Raw genomic sequence first — 24,259 nt, 5'->3', positions numbered from 1 at the left:
TCTGTGAAGAAGGTAAACATGTATCTAAAATGCGGGTAAAGTCAGCAACAAGTCAAAATATGCTTTAAAGTTGAGCATCTGACAATATTTCTACAATATAAGGAGTGCGATCTGCTCACGGCTGAGTAGAATAAAGGCATTCAGGGTGAGAGTGACTCATCACAATAGTTACATATAAGGTAGATAAATATGTCGTTAGAAGTGCTAGAACAGTTAGAAGCAAAAGTACAAACCGCAGTCGATACAATTACACTTCTTCAAATGGAATTGGATGAGCTGAAAGACAAGAATGGCCAGCTAGAAGCAGAAGCTAACTCTCTAAGAGAAGGCCGTGAAGAGATGGAAAGACAGAACCAGCAAATGCGTGAAGAGCATGATGCGTGGCAAGAGCGCATCAGGACATTGCTCGGCAAAATGGATAACGTGGAATAATTAGTTTCTATCGTCGTGATTGCAGCTAACTCTGCGGCGTCGATGCTCACTTACATTCGTAAGCTCCGCGTCTCCTTCTTGATTTAGCAGCATTCACTTAGATATAAACCTAATTATTACTATTGCTAGAAAGTAAAAAAAAGCAGCTCATTGAGCTGCTTTTTTAATGAGGGTTTCCTCGTTCCCACGCTCCAGCGTGGGAATGCATATCTCAGCTTGGAAGTTACTCATCTTCCTCGTAGTCGTCATCGGTTTCTTCGATGTCGAGTTTGGCATCGAGAGGCTCCTGAGAGATGATGATGCCGGTGTTGTCGGCGTAGAGGTAATCTTCTGGTAAGAAAGTAACGCCGCCAAAGTTTACAGGGACATCTACTTCGCCAATATCCTGAGCTGTTGCGCCAACGGGGATAGAAGCCAGGGCTTGGATGCCGACATTCATATCTTCCAGATCGTCTACTTCGCGGATGCATCCGTAAACAACAATGCCTTCCCACTCATTCTCTTCTGCTAGTGCTGCGATTTCAGCATCAATCAGTGCGCGTCTTAGTGAGCCGCCACCATCAATCAGAAGGACGCGACCATTGCCGTCTTCTTCAAGAATGGAACGGATAAGACCATTATCCTCAAAACATTTGACCGTGGTTATTTGACCTGCAAAGGATGCGCTGCCGCCAAAGTTACTGAACATTGGCTCTACGACATCAACTTGTTCTAAGTAAATATCACATAGTGCAGAAGTATTGTATTCCATACGAGACGTCTTCTATTGGTGGACACTAAATCTGAGTATATCCAGACATTAAGCCAATGCAATGACAAGGCTCAATTATCTCGCCAGAGTTTGAGCTACAACCATTAGTGAAAACAAAATGTTAGTAATAACCGCGCATTTTACGATAACTGGCAACATAGGCGCGATTTGAACCGGAGATTCAGAAGAAAGTACTGCTTTACCATGTTTGCCAATAACGGCAGCCGATAGCAAAAATGGAACGACGAACCAGAGCTGTGAAGAGTTCAACGTCAGGTAACCAGCAAAAGCTGCGAAGGCAACCCAGATCAGAACAAGGTGATAAACTTTAGCACATTGCTCGCCAAGCCTTACTGCTACAGTGCGTTTGCCACACTCCCGGTCGTTGTCTATATCACGCATGTTATTCACGTTGAGCACCGCGACAGCAAGAAGGCCACAACCTAATGCAGGTGCTGCAATGGTCCAGTCAACAGAACCTGTATGCAGGAAGTAAGTACCACCAACACCCAGAAGACCAAAGAAGATGAACACAGAAAGATCACCAAGCCCGACGTAACCATAAGGTTTGTCACCCATGGTATAAGCAATGGCGCTGATAATCGCGAGCAGCCCCAACCCTAGAAAGGCGAGGATATTGGTAAGGCTATCCAAAGAGTAGAAAATCAGGGCAATACCAGCGGCAATTGTAAATACGATGTTCAGCACAATCGCTTTTTTCATTTCTTCCTGAGTCACTGCGCCGGACTGCAATGCTCTCGTAGGGCCAAGACGATTTTCGTTGTCTGTTCCTTTTTGAGCATCACCGTAATCATTCGCCAGATTCGACAAAATTTGTAGAAGAGTTGCAGTTAGTAGTGCGAGCAACATGATAGGAAATGAAAATCGACCATCCGAATGAGCGAGGCTGCTGCCGGTAAGGATAGACACTAATGCAAGTGGAAGTGTCTTTGGTCGGGCTGCGTCCAGCCAGATTGAAAGCGATTTATTCATTAAGATTATCTATTAACTACCCAATGTGGGCAGTATATCAACTGTTTGCGGAATAAAAAGCCCACCTAAAGAGGTAGGCGGGCTTTTTGTTGAAGCTGATACTATTTTACGCTTAAAGGATAAATCTGCTTAGGTCTTCATCTTCCACTAATTCACCAAGATGAGCAGTAACATAATCAGAATTGATAGTTAGCGTGCTTCCCGGTTTATCAGTAGCTTCAAAGGAGATTTCGTCCATCAATCTTTCCATTACTGTGTGCAGACGACGAGCACCGATGTTCTCGGTTGTTTCGTTTACACGCCATGCTGCTTCAGCTATTTGGTTTATGCCATCTTCTGTGAACTCGATGTTCACTTCTTCTGTTTTCATTAGAGCGATGTATTGCTCTGTCAGAGCAGCACGAGGTTCAGTAAGGATACGTTTAAAGTCATCACTGGACAGCGCTTCAAGCTCTACACGGATAGGCAAACGACCCTGAAGCTCAGGTATCAGATCAGAAGGTTTTGCTACCTGGAATGCACCTGAAGTGATGAAAAGGATATGGTCTGTTTTTACCATACCGTGCTTGGTCGAAACTGTACTGCCTTCAATCAGAGGAAGCAGGTCTCGCTGAACACCTTCACGAGAAACATCCGGACCAGAGCTTTCACCACGCTTACAGATCTTATCGATTTCATCGATGAAGACGATACCGTTGTTTTCAACGTTGTCGATAGCGTTCTCTTTCAGCTCTTCCTGATTAACCAGTTTTGCAGCTTCTTCTTCAGTTAGCGCTTTGAAAGCATCTTTGATTTTCAGCTTGCGGTTTTTCTTGGTGTTGCCAGCCAGGTTTTGGAACATGCCCTGAAGCTGATTTGTCATCTCTTCCATACCAGGAGGAGCCATGATTTCTACACCCATTTGTGGTGCAGCAACATCAATTTCAATCTCTTTGTCGTCTAGCTTACCTTCACGCAGTTTTTTACGGAAAATCTGACGAGTGTTTGAGCTGTCGTCTCTGGATTCTTGCTCTTGTTGTCCCCATGCATCTCGTGCTGGTGGAAGTAGAGCATCCAGAATGCGCTCTTCTGCCTGCTCTTCAGCGCGGAACTTTACTTTTTCCATCGCTTGTTGGCTGGTCATCTTAATCGCAACATCGGTTAGGTCGCGAATAATGGTTTCTACCTCTTTACCCACATAACCAACTTCCGTGAACTTGGTTGCTTCAACCTTGATAAATGGCGCATTTGCAAGTTTTGCAAGGCGACGGGCAATCTCAGTTTTACCAACACCCGTTGGACCAATCATCAGAATGTTTTTTGGCGATACTTCAACACGTAAGCTTTCTTCAAGCTGCATTCGGCGCCAGCGATTACGTAGGGCAATAGCAACAGAACGCTTTGCTTTGTCCTGGCCGATAATGTGGCGATTCAGTTCGTGAACAATCTCACGAGGTGTCATTTCAGACATATGTGTTACCTCAATTCTTTATTCAGCCGCAGTTTCAAGTTCTTCTACAGTGTGGTGATGGTTGGTAAATACGCAAATATCACCCGCTATTTTGAGCGACTTCTCTGCAATTTCACGTGCATCCAGCTCAGTATTTTCTAGCAGAGCCGTTGCTGCTGCCTGGGCAAAGTTACCACCTGAGCCGATAGCAATCAGATCATTTTCTGGCTGAACTACGTCACCGTTACCGGTAATGATGAGTGATGCTGTTTCATCAGCAACCGCAAGTAAAGCCTCAAGTTTTCTTAATGCTCTGTCGCTTCTCCAGTCTTTTGCCAGCTCTACAGCTGCTTTAGTCAGGTGTCCCTGATGCATTTGTAATTTGGATTCGAAGCGTTCAAACAGAGTAAAGGCGTCTGCCGTACCACCAGCAAACCCAGCAAGTACTTTGTTGTTATACAGGCGACGCACTTTCTTTGCGTTTCCCTTCATTACGGTATTACCCAGGGATACTTGGCCATCACCGGCTATAACAACTTTGTTGCCACGGCGTACAGATACAATGGTAGTCACGAGATAGACCTCTTTTATTCGTAATGTGATAAAAGTTATATGAGGCTATAAAAAAGAAAATCAAGGGAAAGAGAGTGAGATAGGAGCTATCTCACTCTTAAATTCTGAAAGGTTACTGTGCTTCTTTCCAGATAGCGCAAGGTTCTATTTTTGCTCGCTGGAGCTTATGTTTGTCCTTCTCTGCGTCACGTTTAAACTTATACGGGCCTAGAACAATTCTGTACCAGCTGCTGCCTTCTTTTTTGCGGATTTTGCTGTTGATACCCTGAAAGGCGATATTTACCTTACGGGTTTGAGCTTGCTCCATCGTTTTAAACGCACCACACTGCATGATGTAAGGGATATCGGAGACAACGAGTTCATTGTCTTCAACCTGAACTTCTTTTTGAGGCAGTGTATTTACGTATTCCCACTCTTCTTTCGGCGGAGGTGGCAATGGTTTTGCTTTTTTAGGCTTTGGTTTGGTGACAACTGGGGCTGGTTTCGGTGGCTCAGGATCATTGCTAAGAATATAAAGTCCATAACCAAATCCGCTAACCAGCAACAGGGCAACAATTGCAGCCTTGAACGGGAAGCGTTTAGGTGATTTCTTTCGTGCAGGGCTCTTTCGTTTGCCTTGCCCTCGTCTTACGTAGTCTCTGTTTGCCACTGTTTTATACTTCGAAGCAGTTATTAAGCGGGATACATGTTAATCCAGTTTAAGGCTCATTGACAATTATCTCTTTCAAAAAGAAACGGTGCTGAACCAGCACCGTTTAAGAATAGAGCTATTGTCTATATTCTAGGTGGCGCAGCACTGTTGCGGACCACCAGTTTTGTCTCTAATAATCTCGAACCAGCACGAACATCTCGTCCCTTAAGAAGCTCAAGCATCATCAACATGGCTTGTCTGCCTATTTCATAGCGAGGCTGAGAAATAGTGGTCAAAGGTGGATCGCAATACTGAGCAAACTGAATGTCATCAAAGCCAACGATGGAGAGATCTTGCGGAACTCTTAGCCCAAGCTTTTTCGCTTCCTGAATCGCACCAATTGCCATGGTGTCGTTGTGACAGAAAATCGCGGTTGGGGGCTCTGGGAGTGAGAGCAATTTGCGTAGTGCTTTTGCACCTCCGGCAAATGTGAAGTCGGCTGTCGCACAGTAAGTCGTGTTCATAGTGATACCTGCACGACGCAGAGCCTGTTGATACCCTTGATGGCGGAATTCACAGAGAGGTGCATTGTCTGGCCCAGAGATTTGAGCCACTTTTTTGTGCCCCATTTGAGTCAGGTAATTTACCGCTTCAAATGCAGATGTAAGGTTATCAATATGAACCGTTGGAAGTTCAAGTTCCGGTGCGTATTCACACGCCATAACCAAAGGTGGAAGGTTTTTTTGCTCTGGCTTACTTACATCAAAAGGAAGATCTGTACCAAGAAGCAGCATTCCGTCGGCCTGTTTGGTGAATACCAGGTTTACAAACGAGCTTTCGCGCTTTTGTTGTTGCCCACTATCACCTAACAGAACCAAATAACCATTCTCCATAGCAGCATCTTCTATGCCACGGATTATCTCGGTGAAGTAGGGGTCACAAATATCAGGTACGATGGTGACAATGGTTTTTGATTCGTTTCTGCGTAAGTTTCTTGCCAGAGAGTTAGGCGCATACCCAGCTTCAAGTACAGCATCTTCTACTTTTTTTCGCGTTGATGCGGAGACTTTTTCAGGGTTCATTAATGCTCTGGATACAGTAGCAGTAGATACCCCAGCCAACTGGGCAACATCCTTCATTGTCGCCATATAAAATAACCTCTTTCCTTCAGACGTTGTTCAGGTTTTGTACACCTGAACATACACACATATGTTTTTTCTTAGTGTATGCTTTTGCGATTGCGCTGTTTACGGCAAGATTAACAAATTTTGCATAGCGTTCGTGATATTCGTCACATGAATGTAATTAGAGCAAGTTAGCTGAGATCTTGCGGCTCTATATCCATCGACCAACGCACTTTTTTTGCTGAAGGTAGCAGTGATATCACAGGCTTGGCTGAATATAGCAGCTTTTGCATTGTAGTTCGGTTCGGTGCTTGCAGAATCAATTGCCAGCGGGATTTCCCTGCTTTTTTAGCAAGAGGTGCGGGTGTTGGTCCTAATATCATGCACAAGTCATCAAATAGCGGGTGAGACTCCAGCGTAAACTTAACTTGCCTCAGAAAATCTTCGACAAACTCGCCCTTGTTTGCTTCCGCTCTGAAAAGTGTAAGGAAGCTAAATGGAGGTAGCGTTGCTTGCCTTCTCTCCTGAAGGGCTGTCTGAGCAAAGTGTCCGTAGTCTTTATTTAATAACGCTTGTAATAACGGATGCTCTGGATGGTGAGTCTGAAGGATAACTTCACCGGGCTTGCTCGCACGTCCTGCGCGTCCTGCAACTTGCACAAACAGTTGAGCCAGACGCTCTGATGCTCTGAAGTCACTGCTATACAAAGAACCGTCTATGTCCAGCAGGCTTACAAGGGTCACATTTGGAAAATGGTGGCCTTTTGCAAGCATCTGAGTCCCTATCAGAATCTGATATTCGTTCCTTCTTATCGATTCCAACGCGCTTTCAAGGCTGCCTTTTCTGCGTGTACTGTCTCTGTCGATACGAAGAGTTTTGTATTCAGGGAAAAGTATAGAAAGCTGCATTTCGAGCTGCTCTGTACCTACGCCAACAGTAACCAACTGATGAGAACCACACTCGTGGCAGTTATGTATAACTGGCTTTTGCGAGCCACAATGGTGACATCGAATCTCGTTGCTGTTCTGGTGATAGGTATAGTAAGCATCGCATCGCTGACACTCTGCTATCCAACCACACTCATGACACATAAGAGCAGGGGAGAACCCCCTTCGGTTCAGGAATAACAATACCTGATTGCCTTCATCCAAGTGTCGACGCATTTCCGCGATTAAAGGAGAAGAAAGCCCGCTTTCCAGATAGAGCCCTTTTACATCCAGAACTTTATTTGTAGCAGGCACTGCGGAGCCTGCTCGTTGAGAAAGGATAAGATGGTGATATTTCCCCGATAGAGCGTTATATAAGGTTTCCAGAGATGGTGTTGCTGAGCCAAGTACTATGGGGATGTTTTCTTTGTGTGCTCGCATGATAGCCACATCGCGAGCATGGTATCGAAGGCTATCTTGCTGTTTGTAGGAGGCATCGTGCTCTTCATCTACCAGGATAATGCCCAGATTGGTAAACGGAGTGAATAGTGCAGAGCGGGTACCAATAACAACACCCGCATGTTTATCCCGAGCAGATAACCAGGCATTCAGACGTTCGGTGTCATTTAAGCCTGAATGAATAACGGTAACTGGGACATTAAAGCGTTTCTTAAAGCGGTTAATGGTTTGGGGAGTTAGCCCTATTTCTGGTACAAGAACCAGAGCCTGCCTGCCTTTTTCTAAAACTGGCTTAATCAGGTTAAGGTAAACTTCGGTCTTTCCTGAACCAGTTACACCTTCTAACAGGTAGCAGCCAAACTCAGAATTGCTGTTTACTGTTGCTATGGCTATCGCCTGCTCTGAGTTGAGCTTAGGTTTATTCTGATCTGTTTCTATCTCTTCAGGCCAGCGCTCAGCAACCAGTTTTCTTTCTAAGGAGACAACCCAGTCTTTTTCAGCCAGAGACTTAAGAAAAGTAGAAGAAACACCTTCGTCTTTCATTTGTTGCTGAGTCATGGGGCCAGACTGAAGCAACTGCATTGCCTGGGCCTGTTTTACAGCATTACTGCTAATTCCGGCCATCAACTTATTCTTGCCTGCTTCAGTTAATTGCCATTCAATCGTTGATGCCAGCTCTGCAGCTTTTCCTTTTCTTAATGCGGATGGTAAGGCATTGGAAAGTGTATCTCCAAGCGGATACTGATAGTACTGGCTGGCCCAGTTGAGTAAGTCATAAAGCTTTTGAGGCCAGACCGGTTCAGCATCCAGAACTTCTGTTATGGGCTTTAACTGACTTTCCGAGAATTCAGACTGATGGACCATAGCCGTTACAATACCAATCTGGTATCGGTTTGCGGGTCCAAAAGGGACTTTCACTCTGCCACCAATAACTGGGAACTGATGAGGTTGGATTGTATAATCAAACCTTTTATCCAGTGGTACGGGCAGGGCTACTTGGGCTATGGTCGGGCGCATCAATAATTACAAAAACGAAGATTAAACAGAGTGGTAGTTTATACCCTGAACCTGAATATGCACACCTACTTGCCAGTAAAACTGTAATCGAGAAAAAAATGGTGAAAAAACTATCAAATTGGTTGATCCCAACAGCACTATTCTTTACTATACTGCGCCTTGACGGTGTAGCCCAAGGTTGCACTACTTAATTTTAAATACGTGTGGTGTCCGGCTTAGAATCGGATAGCGACACGGCCTATATATGAGGTTTTCCCATGAAAGCAGGTATCCACCCTGAATACAAAGCTGTAACAGCAACTTGCTCTTGCGGCAACACTTTTGAGTTCAACTCAACTCTTGCTAAAGACTCTATCCACCTAGACGTGTGTGATAAGTGCCACCCATTCTACACTGGTAAGCAGCGTATCGTTGATACTGGCGGCCGTGTTGATCGCTTCAACAAGCGTTTCGGTGCTCTTTCAAGCAAGAAGTAATTACTGCTTAGTAATACCGAATTCTAAAAAGGACGCAATCGCGTCCTTTTTTGCATTTATATACTGAGCATAAGCATCTACCTAATGCATTTTCAGTATATAAATTAAATGATTTTAATAGCTCTTCGTCTTTGCAGTCAGGATGCTATTCAGTAAAATTAGCGACCGTTCATTCCCCCATAACCACTTCAAGGTAACACCAATATGTCTGATGACAATCGCCAAGAACAATTTCGCCAACAAGCACTTCATTATCACGCATACCCAACAGCAGGAAAAATCTCTGTTGAGCTGACCAAGCCAGCGGATTCAGCAGAAGATCTCGCACTGGCATACAGCCCGGGTGTTGCAGAGCCGGTGCGTGAGATCGCTCAAAACGTCGAGAATGTTTATAAGTACACAGGTAAAGGCAACATGGTTGCAGTTATCTCTAATGGTACAGCGATTCTTGGTCTGGGTAACCTTGGCCCAATGGCATCTAAGCCAGTGATGGAAGGTAAGGCGCTTCTGTTTAAGCGTTTTGCAGGTTTGGACTCTATCGATATCGAAGTTAAGCACCGTACTATCGATGAGTTTGTCGATACGGTTGCAAACATCGCGGATACTTTTGGTGGTATCAACCTAGAAGATATTAAGGCACCTGAATGTTTTGAGATCGAGCAGCGACTGATTGAGCGTTGTGACATTCCAGTTTTTCATGATGATCAGCATGGTACTGCGATTGTTACCGCTGCAGGTATGCTGAATGCGATTGAACTTCAGGGTAAAGAACTTTCTGAATCAACTATCGTGTGTCTTGGTGCTGGTGCAGCAGCTGTTGCTTGTATGGAACTATTGATTAAGTGTGGTGCGCAGCGTGAAAAGATCTACATGCTTGATCGTAAAGGCGTTATTCATACTCGTCGTGAAGATCTTACTGAGCACAAAAAGCACTTTGCGAACAACACAGATAAAAGAACTCTGGAAGATGTTATCAATGGTGCAGATCTTTTCTTGGGGGTATCTGGCCCTAATTTGCTGCCACCAGAAGCTCTGGAGTTAATGGCTGATAAGCCTGTGGTATTTGCATGCTCTAACCCTGACCCAGAAATCAAACCAGAGCTGGCACATCAGGTTCGAAATGACCTGATTATGGGTACTGGCCGTTCAGACTATCCTAACCAGGTAAACAATGTTATCTGTTTCCCATTCATTTTCCGTGGTGCGCTTGATGTCCGTGCAAGTGAAATCAATATCGAGATGAAGCTGGCAGCGGTTGAAGCTATTCGTCAGCTGGCTAAAGAGCCTGTACCGGAAGACGTGAAGAAAGCCGCTGGTGTTACTGAGCTTGAATTTGGTAATGAATACATCATTCCTAAGCCAATGGATCCGCGTCTGCTTCCACGTGTTGCTAAGGCTGTTGCTCAGGCGGCAGTTGACTCTGGTGTAGCACGCATTGATATGCCTAAAGGGTATATGGAAAAGTAACAGTATTGTACTGTCGATTTATGTCTTGTTCCCATGCTCTGCGTGGGAACACATACCGGGCTTAAACTGACCTAGTGTAAGGCTATTTACCGAATGAACTCTATTCCGCTGGGTACTACTTCAACCACCGCTTCGGATTCTGCGTTTTACTATTTCGGCGGACCTCAAAATAGAGTGAAGCCTGTGGCTGACCACCTGTATCTCCAGCTAGTGCAATGGTTTCGCCTGCTTTAACTTTGTCACCTTCAATCTTCATCAGTGTCTGATTAAAACCATATAAGGTCATGTCACCTTTGCCATGATCCAACAGTACAACTAATCCATAACCACGAAGATAGTCAGCAAACACGACGGTACCTGAGTAGACCGCTTTTACCGGCTGTTCATAGTTGGCGTCGATAACCATACCTTTCCAGTTCACCTGACCACTTTGCCGCGTACCATAGTTGTGCAGTACTCGACCTTGCAATGGCCATGGAAGCTTACCTTTCTGTCTTGCAAGGCCATCCATAGGCACGGTATTACGTTTCGCAGCCTTAGCAATTTCAGACTTCAGGCGAGTCTCGTTGCGTTGTAGTTCAGCAAGGTAGTTCTTATTGCTGGATATATTGCGTTGAATTTTCCCGACGGTTCCTTTTCGCTTTTTCTGGGAGCTCGTCAGTTCAGTCTGTTTCTTTTTCTGTTGTGCCAGCAAAGACTCAATTTGTCTTTGTTCATTGATGAGTTGCTGATTTTTGGTTACCAATTGCTTTTGAGTGGCATCCAGTTCTTCGATAGCTTTTGTTCTGGCTTTAGCAAGGTGCTGAAAATAGTGAGCGATACGAGCGTCTTGTTCACTGTTTGAGGAATCGAGTAACGCCTTTGCATCATTATTGTTTTTGGTTACGTAGTAGGTTCGAATAAGCTCCTTTAATGTTTCTGTCTGAGCTTTTTTCTTCGATTCAAGTTCGGATTTTTGCTTGTTAAAAACGGCAATATTCTTATTGGCAGTTTTTAATTTTGATTCGGTCTTTCTTATTTCTTGCGCCAGAGAGGAGATGGAAAGTTCATGCTTTTTCAGCGATTTTTGTAAGTTATTAAGCTCTTTTTGTTGAGAGGAAAGAGAACTTTTTTGACGAGATATTTCACTTTTTACACCACTCAGTTCTTCCTGGCTTGCAATAATAGATGAGGAAAAAGTTAGGGGTATCAATGCAGCTAAACAAGTAACGGAGAGCTTTTGTACTCTGTTAAAAAACTGTCTTGATTGCTTAGGTGTGAAAAGCTTCATCCGTTGAATATCTCAGGTGCTGAATGCGTATTGAGCTCAGTATACTTAAATTCAGCAATAAAAAAACGTCAGCGCTATAAAACGCTGACGTCTTCAAATATGAGTTAAGTATCTATATCAGAAACTTATTTTAGTAGAGACGCACCAGTCATTTCTGCAGGAACTTCCATATCTGTTAGCTGAAGCATAGTTGGAGCAAGGTCAGATAGTTTACCACCTTCTACAAACTCAACTTCTTTACCACCAACGTAGATTAATGGAACAGGTAGGTTGGTATGTGCAGTGTGAGTACCGCCTGTTTCAGGATCTACCATCATTTCTGCGTTACCGTGATCGGCAGTAATAAGTAGCTGACCATCAACTTCGTTGATTGCGTCTACAACTTTACCAACACACGCATCTACAGCTTCGATAGCTTGAACAGCTGCTTCGTATACGCCAGTGTGACCAACCATATCTGGGTTAGGGTAGTTACAGATGATAGCGTCGTACTTGCCAGACTTAATAGCAGCAACCATCTTCTCAGTAAGTTCTTCAGAGCTCATCTCTGGCTGTAGGTCGTATGTAGCAACTTTAGGAGATGCTACAAGGCTACGATCTTCGCCATCAAATTCAGCTTCGATACCACCGTTGAAGAAGAAAGTAACGTGTGCGTATTTCTCTGTTTCAGAGATACGTAGCTGAGTCTTGCCTTGCTTAGATAGCCACTCACCGTATGTGTTCTCAAGAGACGCTGGTGGGAAAGCAATAGCTAATGGGATATCGGCAGCGTACTGAGTCAGCATTACGAACTCAACTGCAGGGAACTTAGCGCGCTCGAAGCCTTCAAATGCTGGAACGAATGTGCGAGTGATCTGACGAGCACGGTCAGCACGGTAGTTCATGAAGATAACTGCGTCGCCATCTTCGATAGCAGCAGATTCCTGACCTTCAGTTTTGATAGCCGTTGGTTTAACGAACTCATCGTTTTCGTCACGAGCGTATGCTGCTTCAAGACCAGCAACCGCAGAATCAAAAGTGAAGTCTGCTTTTTCTTCAGTTAGAAGCTCGTATGCTTTTTGAACGCGATCCCAGTTGTTATCACGGTCCATCGCGTAGTAACGACCAACAAGAGAAGCAACACGGCCTTTACCAAGCTCAGCGAATAGCTCATCAAAACGCTTAAGTGAACCTTCAGCACTACGTGGCGGAGTGTCACGTCCGTCAAGGAAGCAGTGTAGGTAAATCTTTTCAGCACCACGTGCAGCAGCCATTTTAACAGCAGCGTAAATGTGGTCTTCGTGGCTGTGTACACCACCTGGAGACATTAGGCCCATTAGGTGTACTGCTTTACCAGCGTTTACCGCTTTATCAATAGCTTCAACAAATGCAGGTGTGTTTTCGAACTCACCATCAGCGATTGATTTAGTAATACGAGTAAGGTCTTGGTATACAACACGACCAGCACCAATGTTAGTGTGACCAACTTCAGAGTTACCCATCTGACCGTCAGGCAGGCCAACGTCCATGCCAGAACCAGAAATCAGAGTGTTTGGTTGGTTAGCAAACAGGCCGTCCAGTACAGGAGTATTTGCGTTTGCAACTGCGTTGTTTGCGTTATCTTCACGGTATCCCCAACCGTCAAGAATCACTAGAGCCATAGGCTTCTTAGCTGACATAGTTTTGACCTCGTCGAATCGTATTGAAACTTCAAAAATAAAATTAGCGTAACTTTACTACACTTTGGGGGTAAAACTGTAGGGTAAGATCAAATAATGATCGCTCTTAGTTGTTACTCTCTTACATTTTGCCCCTGACATAGTGCCTTAAGTGTAGCCCTAAATTTTCGGTATAGAAGTATTGTTGCGAATTGTTCTCAACAAATAAAGTCTATTTTAACGATTGTTTTGATAGGTAATGTTAATTTTGAAAGATCATTTCCTCATTTATCGTTAAGAAAAGCTTTCGACTCTCGCTTCGACTCACCTTCCTCGCTATACTCACTGCTTAATTTTAGACAGACTGCCCATACAAGGGTTTTATTAGCAAGAGTGCAGGACATGCAAGAATATATCGATTTTGTTCAAAATAATTTGCTTCTCTCAGTACTGTGGATTGGTATTGCTGCAGCTTTGATCATGAATATTGTGAAAGCTAAAACAGCGGGCTACACAGAAATTACACCAGCGCAGCTAACGCACTTCATCAACAAAGAAGATGGTGTTGTGGTTGATATTCGTACTAAAGATGAGTTCAAGCAGGGCCATATTGCGGGTGCACTTCACGTTTTACCGTCAGACATTAAGTCTGGTTCATTTGGTGCCCTTGAAAAACATAAAGCAAACCCAATCATTGTGGTATGTAAGACGGGTACAACAGCTCCAGAGAGCGCAAATCTACTTGCAAAAGCAGAATTTGAAAACGTTAATGTTCTGAAAAGCGGCCTTATTGCATGGGACGAGGCGAAGATGCCTCTAGTTCGTGGCAAGAAGTAAGAACAACGAAAACAGTTTATAACTAAAGATTAAGATTTTAAGGAATACAAAATGGCTGAAGCAGCACCTCAAGATAACCAACAGAATTTCACTATTCAGCGTATCTACCTAAAGGACGTTTCTTTCGAAGCGCCAAATTCTCCTGATATGTTCCAGAAAGAGTGGAACCCAGATGTGAAACTGGATCTTGATACTCAGAGCCGTGAACTAGGTCAGAACGTATATGAAGTTGTACTTCGCCTGACTGTAACTGTTAAGAACGAAGAAGAAACAGCGTTCCTATGTGAAGTTCAGCAAGCTGGTATCTTCACTGCAGAGCAAATGGAAGCGGGCCAGCTGGCACACTGCCTAGGTGCATTCTGCCCTAACATCCTGTTCCCATACGCTCGTGAAACTATTTCAAGCCTGGTTGTTAAGGGTACATTCCCTCAGCTAAACCTTGCTCCAGTTAACTTTGATGCTTTGTTCATGAACTACCTTCAGAACCAGGCAAGTGAAGAGCAGCAAGAGCCAAAAGCTGACGCTTAATAAGCACAAGCTGAGCGTGTAGCTCACGCTACAATAAATGCACAAAGCATCTAGAATAGTTGATGCGATGTGCATTTTTTATTTCTCTTAATCAGGATGCAATATGACAAGTACTACAGGAAAAGACGTTTACGGCAAAGAGATTGAAATGACAGTCATTGGTGCCGGTTCATACGGAACATCACTGGCTATTTCTTTGGCTCGTAATGGCACTAATGTGGTTATCTGGGGTCATGAAGAAGATCATATGGCGCGACTGGAATCAGCGCGTTGCAACGAAGAATTTCTACCAGGTGTAGATTTTCCGGATACCTTAATTGTTGAGTCTGATTTAGAGAAAGCAGTAAAAGCCTGCAGGGACATTCTTGTTGTCGTACCAAGCCACGTATTTGGTATTGTATTAAATAGTCTGAAACCACACCTTCGTGATGACACACGAATTTGCTGGGCTACGAAAGGTTTGGAGCCTGAGACCGGTCGACTGTTGCAGGAAGTTGCCTACGATACTATTGGTGATAGTTATCCGCTGGCGGTCCTGTCAGGACCAACATTCGCTAAAGAGTTAGCAATGGGAATGCCAACGGCTATTTCTGTAGCTTCTCCAGACGACGAATTTGTTCAGGACTTGCAGGAGAAAATTCACTGCAGCAAGACATTCAGAGTTTATGCGAACAATGATTTTATCGGCATGCAGCTTGGTGGCGCGGTGAAAAACGTAATCGCTATTGGTGCAGGTATGTCGGATGGTATTGGATTTGGTGCTAATGCCCGTACCGCGCTTATTACTCGCGGTCTTGCAGAAATGACTCGCCTGGGTGTCGCTCTCGGTGCACAAGCGGAAACCTTTATGGGTATGGCCGGACTAGGCGATCTGGTTCTAACTTGTACGGATAACCAGTCCCGTAACCGTCGTTTTGGTTTAGCGCTTGGACAAGGAAAAGATGTTCAGTTAGCACAAGATGAGATTGGTCAGGTAGTCGAAGGCTATCGGAATACTAAAGAAGTTTGGTTACTGGCAAGCCGCATGGGGGTTGAAATGCCAATTGTTGACCAAATCTATCAAGTATTGTATCAAGATAAGAATGCGCGACTGGCAGCACAAGACTTGCTGGCTCGCGATAAAAAAGCAGAAGCGTAATTAAAAAGAAGGTTGTCCCTATGAGCTGTCAATGCACTCCAGCAAATGTATGGCAAAGTATTGTTAAAGAAGCAAAAGAGCAGTCGGAGCAAGAGCCGATGTTAGCGAGCTTCTATCATGCCACCATTATCAATCATGATAGCCTTGGGGCTTCTCTTAGTTACATTCTTGCAAATAAGCTGAAGACGGCTTCTATGCCAGCTATGGCTGTTAGAGAAGTCGTTGAGGAAGCATTTGATAAAGATCCTGAGCTTACTGAATCTGCCGCTTTTGATATCTGTGCGACAGTAAGCCGTGACCCTGCGGTTCAGCTTTATTCTATCCCTCTGCTTTACCTCAAGGGCTTCCATGCCTTGCAGGGATATCGCGTTGCAAACTACCTTTGGAAGCAAGGGCGTTTTGCATTAGCGACTTATCTTCAGAATCAGATTTCTGTAGCTTGTCAGGTAGATGCACACCCAGCGGCAAGGATTGGTAAAGGCATTATGCTTGACCACGCGACTGGTATTGTTATCGGTGAAACAGCCGTTGTTGAAAACGATGTTTCTATACTTCAGAACGTAACCTTAGGTGGTACAGGTAAAGAGTGTGGAGATCGACATCCGAAGATTCGTGAAGGTGTTATGATTGGTGCCGGCTCTAAGATTCTGGGTAATATTGAAGTGGGTGTAGGTGCTAAGATCGGTTCTGGTTCTGTGGTCCTTCAGCCTGTGCCAGAGCATACAACTGTCGCGGGTGTTCCGGCTAAGGTTGTAGGTCGTCCTAAATCGGATAAGCCTTCAGAAGATATGGATCAGGCGTTTAATGGTAAATCTGAAAAGCTTGTGGACGGTGGTGGTATATAGTCCCAATCAGTTACTTTAGTTCCGGAGTAGCAAACTCCGGAACGGCTTCTCTTCTTAGTTTCAATGCATATAAATATCCCAGAACACCTCCCAGAATATTTCCTGCTGCAATACCAATAAAAAGCCCCTGAATGTCGTATATCAGGCTACCTATCCACGCGAATGGCAAGGTAAAGACAAAGAGTCGAAGAACACTCCAGTAAAAAGCGTTTAGTGGTTTGTGCATGGCATTCAGGCAACTAATGAGCAACATGATTATTCCCTGAAACCCGTAGCTTACCGGAACTATAATAAGGTAAAGCCAAATGAGGTCGTTTACTGCCTGCTCTTTACCGAATAGGGCTGCCAGTGGAATGCTGAGTGGCACCATCATGATGAAAATCAGCAACTGGAAAAGGATAGAAAAACGCATGCTTAAAAATAGTGCGTGAAAGCTTCGTTTAGGGTTCTCTGCTCCCAGATTTTGAGCCATAAATGGTGTCAGTATTGAGGCCAGAGACATAACAACCAGAATCAACAGTGACTCTATACGTTGTGCGGCACCGTAAGCTGCAACAGCTTCTGTACCATGGGTGGCCAAAAGCTTCATAAGCACTGCTCCGGACAAAGGAGTCATAGCACTTGAAAGTCCGGCAGGGGTGCCGATTTTCAATACACGACCCCAATCTGAAATCAGAGTTCTGATATTCGGAAGTGAGAGTAGTTTTTCCCTGCTTGCCAGTAGGTAGAGTGACCAGCACAAAGCCGCTAACCAGCTTACTGCACTGGCTATTGCCGCTCCCTGAATTCCAAGCTCTGGAAAAGGTCCGTAGCCAAAGATCAATAAGGGATCGAGAACTCCGTTGATCACACCAGCAAACATCATGATTTTCGCAGGGGTCTTTGTATCACCTGTTGCTCTGATTGCTGCGTTGCCCGCCATAGGAATGACCAATAATGGAATGGTGAGATACCAGATCACCATGTAGCCATTAATTAGCGGTATGAGCTCTGGCTCTGCCCCCAAAGCCAGAAACAGTGGTTCAATAGAAACCAGCCCGAACAGTGAGGCCAGTGTGACGAGCATTATCGCCAGAAGAAGGCCATGAGTTGTGAGTGTCGCTGCGTGTTTTACGTCTTGCTGTCCTAACAATCGACCTATGCTGGTGGAGAGCCCGACACCGATACCCATGGTGATGCAGTTGACACCGAAGGTGACCGGGAAGGTGAAGCTTATCGCGGCTAGCGCCTGAGTACCAAGCAGCGAGATAAAGAAGGTATCAACAACGTTAAATAGCAGAATAGCGACCATTCCAAAGACCATCGGAACGGTCATCTGGCGTAGTACTTGTGGAATCGGATCTGAGAGGAGTCCGTGCTTATCTTGCATTTCAGTACGTTATTGAGAGAACAGGGGCACAAGGATAACGCTTTTTGGTGCTGACGAGTAGATAAAAAGAATCCTCTTTACGGTCTAAAGAGGACTCTGCTATCTGTTCACTTACCGGGAATGCCCGACTCCATAAACCGCTACGATTAGTTCTGAACTAAGCCAAGGTTTATCCCTCGGGCATGTTTATTACGTCGGGCACACCCAGCAAGTGCTAAATAATTTATACGGTCCCTGGTTAACAACCTGGGCCACAATCCAGGCAATGTTTAATCATTTCAGGGCCAAGGTGCAGCTTAGCGTTCAGGTCGCGCAGTGCGGTACGAACACCTTCCTCGATAACCGGATGGTAGAATGGCATATCGAGCATTTCAGAAATTGTCATTTTGCTCTGGTGCGCCCATGCTAATAGGTGTGCCAGATGCTCTGCGTTTGGTCCCATCATTTCTGCGCCAAGGAAGCGGCCGGTACCTTGCTCACCATATACGTGCAGGATGCCTTTGTTGCGTAACATTACACGGGAGCGACCCTGGTTTTCGAACGAGACTTCTCCTGTCGCGAAGCAGCCACAAGTGCCTAAGCGTTCTGTAATTTGTTTATAGGTTTCACCAACCATAGCTATCTGAGGATCAGAGAACACGGCTGAAATTGATGAACGACGCAGACCTGCTCTAATATCCGGGTAACGACCAGCATTGTCTCCAGCTATACGGCCCTGATCAGCTGCTTCGTGTAGCAATGGGATTTGGTTACTTGCATCACCAGCAATAAAGATTGAAGGTACTGATGTCTGTAGTGTGTAATGATCGGCTGTCGGAACGCCACGTGCATCAAGCTCGACATTAGTGTTTTCAATGGCTAACTTGTCTACGTTTGGACGACGACCTGTTGCAGCGAGTACATAGTCTACTTCGAAGGTTTCCAGCTCATCTTGTTTATTCATAAACATGATTTCTACTTTTTCACCCTTACGCTTCATGCTTTCAACTTTTACGTCAGCATCAAGGTAGAACTCTTCGCTGAAGGCTTTGTCGGCATAAGCCATTACTTCCGGGTCTGTGAGTGGGCCAACTTGTCCACCAAGACCAAACAGTTTCACTTTTACACCTAGGCGATGTAGCGCTTGCCCAAGCTCAAGACCGATTACACCAGGGCCGAATACAGCGACTGACTCAGGCAGGTCATCCCAGTCAAATACATCATCATTGATAATCAGGCGATCACCGAGCTCATTCCACACGGCTGGATAAGCAGGGCGAGAACCTGTTGCGATTACAATGCGGTCTGCGCTGATTTCTGTATGGTCGTCAACCACTAGCGTATTGTTATCTACAAACTTTGCGTAGCCGCCTATTTTGTCTTCAGCCGGGATTTCATCAACCCCTTCGAGTACAAAACCTACAAAGCGATCACGTTCATGCTTAACACGATCCATTACCTCACGACCATTGATAACAATTTCACCTTGCGGATGCACACCAAAACCCGGTGCTTTTTCAATTTGGTGAACGCTTTCAGCAGCAGCTATGAGCAGTTTAGATGGCATACAGCCTACACGAGCACAGGTTGTGCCATAAGGGCCACCTTCTATGATGATGACGTTTTTGCCATGCGCTTTGGCTGCGCGATATGCACCAAGTCCGGCTGTACCGCCACCAATAACAGCGACATCTACGTTAATTTTTTTCATGGCCATGTTCTCCACAGGGTAATGTTCTTTACTGAATTCAAAACGTACGAATCCGCTCTTCGAATAAATAGAAGAGACCTGACGTTTGATTGCTTTATTTCGTTTTAGGGGAGAGTTCCCCCTTCATAGAGAAGGGGGAAACTTGGAATTACTTAGCTAAGTAAGCGTCCAGCTCTTCGCTACCACCGATGTGCTTACCACCGATAAATACCTGAGGCACTGTTGAGCGGCCAGTTACAGCGCGTAGTGAAACTGTTGTTGCGTCTTTACCAAGTACAACTTCTTCATAAGCAAGGTTTGCATCAATAAGTGCTTGCTTTGCTTTCGCACAGAAAGGGCAGCCTGGTTTTGAAAATACAGTAATGGATTCCTGAACTTTGTAGTCTGGAGCTACATGACCAAGCATTGTGTCTGCATCAGATACTTTGAACGGGTCGCCTGGCTCGTTTGGTTCGATGAACATTTTCTCAACAATGCCATCTTTAACTAGCATACTGTAACGCCATGAACGCTTACCAAAGCCCAGGTCGTTTTTGTCGACCAACATACCCATGCCATCAGTGAAATCACCGTTACCATCAGGAATGAAGGTAATGTTGTCTGCTTCCTGATCGTCTTTCCATGCATTCATAACGAAAGTATCGTTTACAGACACACATAGAATTTCATCAACACCATGCTCTTTAAATACTGGGAATAGCTCGTTGTAGCGTGGTAGGTGGCTAGATGAACAAGTCGGAGTAAATGCGCCTGGCAGGCTGAATACGATGACGGTTTTACCTTTGAAAAGTTCATCCGTTGTAACGTTAACCCATGCATCACCCTGACGAGTCGGGAAAGTAACCTGTGGTACTGCTTGGCCTTCTTTAGATGTAAACATATCAATTTCCTTTATTTTTTATAGAGCCAACTGGCTTCGTGATTCAGTGTAAGGGATAGTTCTCCCTTTCGTTGAGATCATTATTCAAAAATTACGTTGATAGCTCCAATCGTTTAATACTATAGTAACGATAGTTAGTTTCTATCTTAGAGGTTTTCATGAATATCCGTGACTTTGAGTATCTGGTAGCTTTAGCAGAGCATAAGCATTTCCGAAAAGCAGCTGAGGCTTGTTTTGTAAGCCAACCGACACTAAGTGGGCAGATTCGTAAGCTTGAAGATGAGCTTGGAACAGCTCTGTTGGAAAGAAGTAGTCGTCGGGTGTTGTTCACCGAATCTGGTTTGCTGCTTGTTGATCAGGCCAAGAGGATTCTTAGTGAAGTAAAAACCTTTACTGATATGGCAAGCCTGCAAGGAAAAGAGATGAGTGGGCCGCTACATATCGGCTTTATTCCGACGGTTGGTCCTTACTTGTTACCTAAGATTGTCCCAAGCCTTAAAGATGATTTCCCGGATCTTGAACTTTTTCTTCACGAAGATCAGACGCATAAGCTAGTTCGGCAATTGGAAGAGGGCAAGCTTGACTGTCTGGTGTTAGCTTCAGTAGCAGAGACAGAACCATTTATTGAGCTCGATTTATATGATGAAGCTTTGTGTGTGGCCGTACCGTGTGACCATTCATGGGCAGAGAAAGATACGCTAAACATGAAGGAACTGAATGGTAAAACGGTTCTTTCGCTAGGAGATGGACACTGCCTGCGTGATCAGGCTTTGGGGTTCTGTTTTGCTGCTGGCGCAAAAGATGATGAACGTTTTAAAGCAACGAGTCTGGAAACTCTAAGAAATATGGTCGCTGCGGGGAGCGGCATTACCTTACTGCCCCAGTTATCAGTACCAAAAGAGAAAAAGAAAGATGGCGTTTGTTATATCCGAGCTCAGGACCCGGTTCCTTCAAGAAAGATTGTCTTGGCTTACAGACCTGGCTCACCGTTGAGAAAGCGTTTTGAGGAATTAGCAACAACCATTGCTGATTACATAGAGAGTGACTCCTGACGTATAAAAAATGAGCCCCTCAAATGAGGGGCTCACATCTTCGTTTGGTTGTTCACTTAGAAAAGTGATTCTTCACCTTCATTAGCGCTACCAGAGAATAAATCCAGTTCATCTACAGCACTATCTTCAATGAACTCTGTAGGCTCAGTTCCGGATAGGAAGTACTCAAACATTGTTTTTGAGCCAGACTGCTTGGTAAGAAGTCCGCTATCTCGGTCAATTCGAACACGTACAATATCTGATGGAATAACCTTCCTTTGCGATGGAACACCTTCGAGAGCGACTTTCATAAAGTCGACCCAAGCAGGTTGAGCTGTTTTAGCCCCCGCTTCACCACCAGGGCTTTGCTCATCTTTTGAAAGGTTTGTATTGTTGCTGGTACGGCCAAGTTTACGTTCATGGCTATCGAAGCCTACCCAGGATGTTGCGACGATGCCCGGACCATAACCATTGTACCATGTATCTTTTGATTCGTTGGTAGTACCGGTTTTTCCACCAATGTCTCGACGTTTCAGTTTCTGTGCACGCCAGCCTGTGCCGTTCCAGCCTGTACCCTCACGCCAGTTACCACCACCCCATACATTGCTATACATCATCTCTCTTACGAGAAACGCAGTTTGCTCTGAGATTACCTGAGGCGCATAGTGAATCGCGTTTTCATTTTCTGTCGGTTCAATAAAGTCGGCTTCATTCGCTGCAATATCTTCTGCTTCTACACTTAAAGCTTCTTCCTGATCTTTTCGAACACTGTTTGTCAGATAAGGTTTAGTTGAATCATCACAATTCTGTCTGCAAATGATGGCAGGATTCGCTTTAAATTCAAGATCACCAAAAGGTGTTTCTACATGGTCAATGTAGTACGGCTCAACATAGAAACCACCATTCGCGAAAACGGAGAAACCTTGTGCCATCTTAACTGGAGTGAGACTTCCCGCTCCCAGCGCAATGGTTTCAGAACGAGGCAATTCGTCCAGTTCAAAACCAAAACGTGTCAGGTATTCGCGAGTATTATCCAGGCCAACCTGACGCAGCACGCGCACAGCCATTACGTTTTTAGACGTAGCAAGGCCAATACGAAGACGAGTTGGGCCGATATAAGTTGGTGGAGAGTTCTTAGGTCTCCAAGCCGTACCCATGCTTGAATCCCACTGGTTAATAGGTGCATCGTTAACCAGTGATGCCAATGTCATACCACTATCAATTGCCGCAGAGTAGATAAATGGCTTAATGCCAGAACCTACCTGGCGCACAGATTGTGTTGCTCGGTTAAACTTGCTGTGAACAAAGTTGAAGCCACCAACCAGAGATAAAACAGCACCATCTTCTGGGTTCATTGCTACAAATGCAGTGTTGGCATTTGGAACCTGACTCAGTTTCCATACATAGGCGAATTTAGGTTCGTCTTCAACTGCATCCTCAATAGGTGTTTTCGTCATTGGGCGAACCCAGATCTGTTGGCCTTCTTCGAGGATTTCAGATGCATTCTTTGGGGCAGGCCCCTGTTTTTCATCAGTAATGAACTTTCGAGCCCACTTCATCCCGTCCCAGCCAATCTGCGCTTCACCCTGATTCTTGATAAATACTGTTGCGGCTTTTTCTTCAACAGAAGTGACAATAGCTGGAGAAAGCTCTCCATAAGTCGGTTGGCTTCTGAGGTGTTTAGTCATCTCATCAACGGTATATGCCGATTTACCTGTGGTCCAAAGTACTTTTTCTTCGCCACGGTAACCGTGTCTTTCATCATAAGTCAGCAGGTTGGAAACAGCGGCAGTTGTTGCTGAATTTTGAAGCTTCGAGTCAACAGTAGTGTAGATCTTCATACCTGAGGTATAAGCATCTTCACCATATCTTTCTACCATCCATGAACGAGCAATTTCAGCCACATAAGGTGCTCTCAGTTCAATTTCAGCTCCATGATAGCGGCCATCTAAAGGCTCAGTACTTGCAGTATCGAACTCCTCCTGCGAGATATAGCCTTCGGTCAGCATACGACCAAGAACAACATTACGACGGTTGGTCGCACGTTCGATGGAATAGATAGGGTTCATGGTCGAAGGTGCTTTTGGCATACCTGCGAGCGTTGCAACTTCACTTAGAGTCAGTTGATTAAGCTCTTTCCCAAAATAAACTTGTGCTGCAGCGCCAAAACCATAGGAGCGATATCCAAGGAAAATCTTGTTTACATACAGCTCCATAATTTCTTCTTTGGAAAGCAGTTGCTCTATGTGAACAGCGATGAAGATCTCTTTGATTTTTCGCATGATCTTCTTTTCATTAGATAAGAAGAAGTTTCGTGCTAACTGCTGTGTAATGGTACTTGCCCCTTGCTTTGCAGAGCCAGAAATCGCCACAACAAAAGCTGCTCGTGCAATACCAATTGGGTCAATACCCGGGTGGCTATAGTAGCGGCTATCTTCAGTCGCAATAAGAGCATCAATCAGATCCTGAGGAATCTCATCAAAGGTAACTGGAACGCGGCGCTTTTCACCAAACTGAGAAATGAGTTTACCGTCTCGGCTGTAAACCTGCATTGGGGTTTGAAGCTGCACATCTTTTAGTGTTGCAACATCTGGTAACTCAGGCTTTACGTAGTAATAGAATCCGACAATTGTCCCCACTCCAAGAACAATGCAAACCACTGAAAAAATTAACAAGTACTTTATGAACTTCACCGGATAATCCCTGATTAATAGAGGTTTTTAGCTTTCCTAATGTGCAAGCTTAACACATTGGTT

Annotated in this window: 20 protein-coding genes and 1 pseudogene; 8 read left to right on the top strand and 13 right to left on the bottom strand. The window is 44.8% G+C overall.

The genetic code is table 11. The features are described 5' to 3' along the window. Positions 1-189 precede the first annotated feature (189 nt). Positions 190-432: a cell division protein ZapB gene (zapB, locus tag SNR28_RS25335; protein ID WP_375751710.1), complete on the top strand. Its 243-nt coding sequence runs from the start codon at positions 190-192 to the stop codon at positions 430-432. A 223-nt stretch (positions 433-655) separates the two neighbouring features. Here zapB and rraA read toward each other — a convergent pair whose 3' ends face one another. The 7 genes and pseudogenes from rraA to priA all read right to left on the bottom strand — a co-directional run bounded on the left by rraA (position 656) and on the right by priA (position 8,335). Continuing rightward, the gene (rraA, locus tag SNR28_RS25330; protein ID WP_375751709.1) at positions 656-1,183 is read right to left on the bottom strand and encodes a ribonuclease E activity regulator RraA; all 528 of its coding nucleotides are present in this window, start codon (positions 1,181-1,183) and stop codon (positions 656-658) included. A 75-nt stretch (positions 1,184-1,258) separates the two neighbouring features. Next, complete coding sequence (locus SNR28_RS25325) at positions 1,259-2,176, bottom strand: 1,4-dihydroxy-2-naphthoate polyprenyltransferase (RefSeq protein ID WP_375751708.1); 918 nt, start codon at positions 2,174-2,176, stop codon at positions 1,259-1,261. Positions 2,177-2,288: 112 nt separating this feature from the next. Next, positions 2,289-3,626 (bottom strand): HslU--HslV peptidase ATPase subunit, encoded by a 1,338-nt coding sequence (gene hslU / locus SNR28_RS25320; RefSeq protein WP_375751707.1) that lies wholly within the window; start codon positions 3,624-3,626, stop codon positions 2,289-2,291. 18 nt (positions 3,627-3,644) lie between these two features. Further along, on the bottom strand, positions 3,645-4,178 hold the full coding sequence (hslV, locus tag SNR28_RS25315; RefSeq protein ID WP_375751706.1) for an ATP-dependent protease subunit HslV: 534 nt from the start codon (positions 4,176-4,178) through the stop codon (positions 3,645-3,647). A gap of 112 nt (positions 4,179-4,290) precedes the next feature. Then, positions 4,291-4,827 (bottom strand): SPOR domain-containing protein, encoded by a 537-nt coding sequence (locus SNR28_RS25310; protein ID WP_375751705.1) that lies wholly within the window; start codon positions 4,825-4,827, stop codon positions 4,291-4,293. 125 nt (positions 4,828-4,952) lie between these two features. After that, positions 4,953-5,960, bottom strand: a pseudogene (cytR, locus tag SNR28_RS25305) (DNA-binding transcriptional regulator CytR); the annotation flags it as partial. A gap of 164 nt (positions 5,961-6,124) precedes the next feature. Beyond that, the gene (gene priA / locus SNR28_RS25300) at positions 6,125-8,335 is read right to left on the bottom strand and encodes a primosomal protein N' (protein WP_375751703.1); all 2,211 of its coding nucleotides are present in this window, start codon (positions 8,333-8,335) and stop codon (positions 6,125-6,127) included. A 257-nt stretch (positions 8,336-8,592) separates the two neighbouring features. On the opposite strand from priA, the gene rpmE reads away from it, so the two are divergent. Both rpmE and SNR28_RS25290 read left to right on the top strand, forming a co-directional pair. Further along, positions 8,593-8,811: a 50S ribosomal protein L31 gene (gene rpmE, locus SNR28_RS25295; protein ID WP_375751702.1), complete on the top strand. Its 219-nt coding sequence runs from the start codon at positions 8,593-8,595 to the stop codon at positions 8,809-8,811. Positions 8,812-9,015: 204 nt separating this feature from the next. After that, positions 9,016-10,278 (top strand): malic enzyme-like NAD(P)-binding protein, encoded by a 1,263-nt coding sequence (locus tag SNR28_RS25290; protein WP_375751700.1) that lies wholly within the window; start codon positions 9,016-9,018, stop codon positions 10,276-10,278. Between the two features lie 115 nt (positions 10,279-10,393). Here the strand turns inward: SNR28_RS25290 and SNR28_RS25285 are convergent, their stop codons facing one another. Together SNR28_RS25285 and gpmM are read right to left on the bottom strand one after the other, a co-directional pair. Continuing rightward, the gene (locus SNR28_RS25285) at positions 10,394-11,548 is read right to left on the bottom strand and encodes a murein hydrolase activator EnvC family protein (RefSeq protein ID WP_375751699.1); all 1,155 of its coding nucleotides are present in this window, start codon (positions 11,546-11,548) and stop codon (positions 10,394-10,396) included. A 125-nt stretch (positions 11,549-11,673) separates the two neighbouring features. Continuing rightward, entirely contained in the window at positions 11,674-13,206 is a 1,533-nt protein-coding gene (gene gpmM, locus SNR28_RS25280; RefSeq protein WP_375751698.1) for a 2,3-bisphosphoglycerate-independent phosphoglycerate mutase, read from the bottom strand. A 381-nt stretch (positions 13,207-13,587) separates the two neighbouring features. Between gpmM and SNR28_RS25275 the strand changes: the two genes are divergently transcribed. The 4 genes from SNR28_RS25275 to cysE all read left to right on the top strand — a co-directional run bounded on the left by SNR28_RS25275 (position 13,588) and on the right by cysE (position 16,533). After that, positions 13,588-14,022, top strand: a complete 435-nt coding sequence (locus tag SNR28_RS25275; RefSeq protein ID WP_375751696.1) for a rhodanese-like domain-containing protein — start codon at positions 13,588-13,590, stop codon at positions 14,020-14,022. A gap of 51 nt (positions 14,023-14,073) precedes the next feature. Beyond that, on the top strand, positions 14,074-14,550 hold the full coding sequence (gene secB, locus SNR28_RS25270; protein ID WP_375751694.1) for a protein-export chaperone SecB: 477 nt from the start codon (positions 14,074-14,076) through the stop codon (positions 14,548-14,550). Between the two features lie 103 nt (positions 14,551-14,653). Then, positions 14,654-15,688: an NAD(P)H-dependent glycerol-3-phosphate dehydrogenase gene (gpsA, locus tag SNR28_RS25265; RefSeq protein ID WP_375751692.1), complete on the top strand. Its 1,035-nt coding sequence runs from the start codon at positions 14,654-14,656 to the stop codon at positions 15,686-15,688. 20 nt (positions 15,689-15,708) lie between these two features. Continuing rightward, positions 15,709-16,533: a serine O-acetyltransferase gene (cysE, locus tag SNR28_RS25260; protein ID WP_375751691.1), complete on the top strand. Its 825-nt coding sequence runs from the start codon at positions 15,709-15,711 to the stop codon at positions 16,531-16,533. Positions 16,534-16,543: 10 nt separating this feature from the next. Here the strand turns inward: cysE and SNR28_RS25255 are convergent, their stop codons facing one another. From SNR28_RS25255 to SNR28_RS25245, 3 genes are all read right to left on the bottom strand, one after another. Continuing rightward, positions 16,544-17,902 (bottom strand): MATE family efflux transporter, encoded by a 1,359-nt coding sequence (locus tag SNR28_RS25255; protein WP_375751689.1) that lies wholly within the window; start codon positions 17,900-17,902, stop codon positions 16,544-16,546. Between the two features lie 238 nt (positions 17,903-18,140). Beyond that, positions 18,141-19,592, bottom strand: coding sequence for a dihydrolipoyl dehydrogenase (locus tag SNR28_RS25250; RefSeq protein ID WP_375751688.1), 1,452 nt, complete (start codon positions 19,590-19,592; stop codon positions 18,141-18,143). A 148-nt stretch (positions 19,593-19,740) separates the two neighbouring features. Further along, complete coding sequence (locus SNR28_RS25245) at positions 19,741-20,472, bottom strand: glutathione peroxidase (protein ID WP_375751687.1); 732 nt, start codon at positions 20,470-20,472, stop codon at positions 19,741-19,743. A gap of 158 nt (positions 20,473-20,630) precedes the next feature. On the opposite strand from SNR28_RS25245, the gene oxyR reads away from it, so the two are divergent. Next, positions 20,631-21,524, top strand: coding sequence for a DNA-binding transcriptional regulator OxyR (gene oxyR, locus SNR28_RS25240; RefSeq protein WP_375751686.1), 894 nt, complete (start codon positions 20,631-20,633; stop codon positions 21,522-21,524). Between the two features lie 56 nt (positions 21,525-21,580). Here the strand turns inward: oxyR and SNR28_RS25235 are convergent, their stop codons facing one another. Then, positions 21,581-24,196, bottom strand: a complete 2,616-nt coding sequence (locus SNR28_RS25235; RefSeq protein WP_375751685.1) for a penicillin-binding protein 1A — start codon at positions 24,194-24,196, stop codon at positions 21,581-21,583. Positions 24,197-24,259: the final 63 nt, after the last annotated feature.

The sequence above is a fragment of the Vibrio iocasae genome (genome assembly GCF_042245395.1).
Lineage (GTDB): Bacteria > Pseudomonadota > Gammaproteobacteria > Enterobacterales > Vibrionaceae > Vibrio > Vibrio iocasae.
Note: the sequence above shows the minus strand (reverse complement) of the source record. Positions and strands in the feature narration are given on the sequence as shown.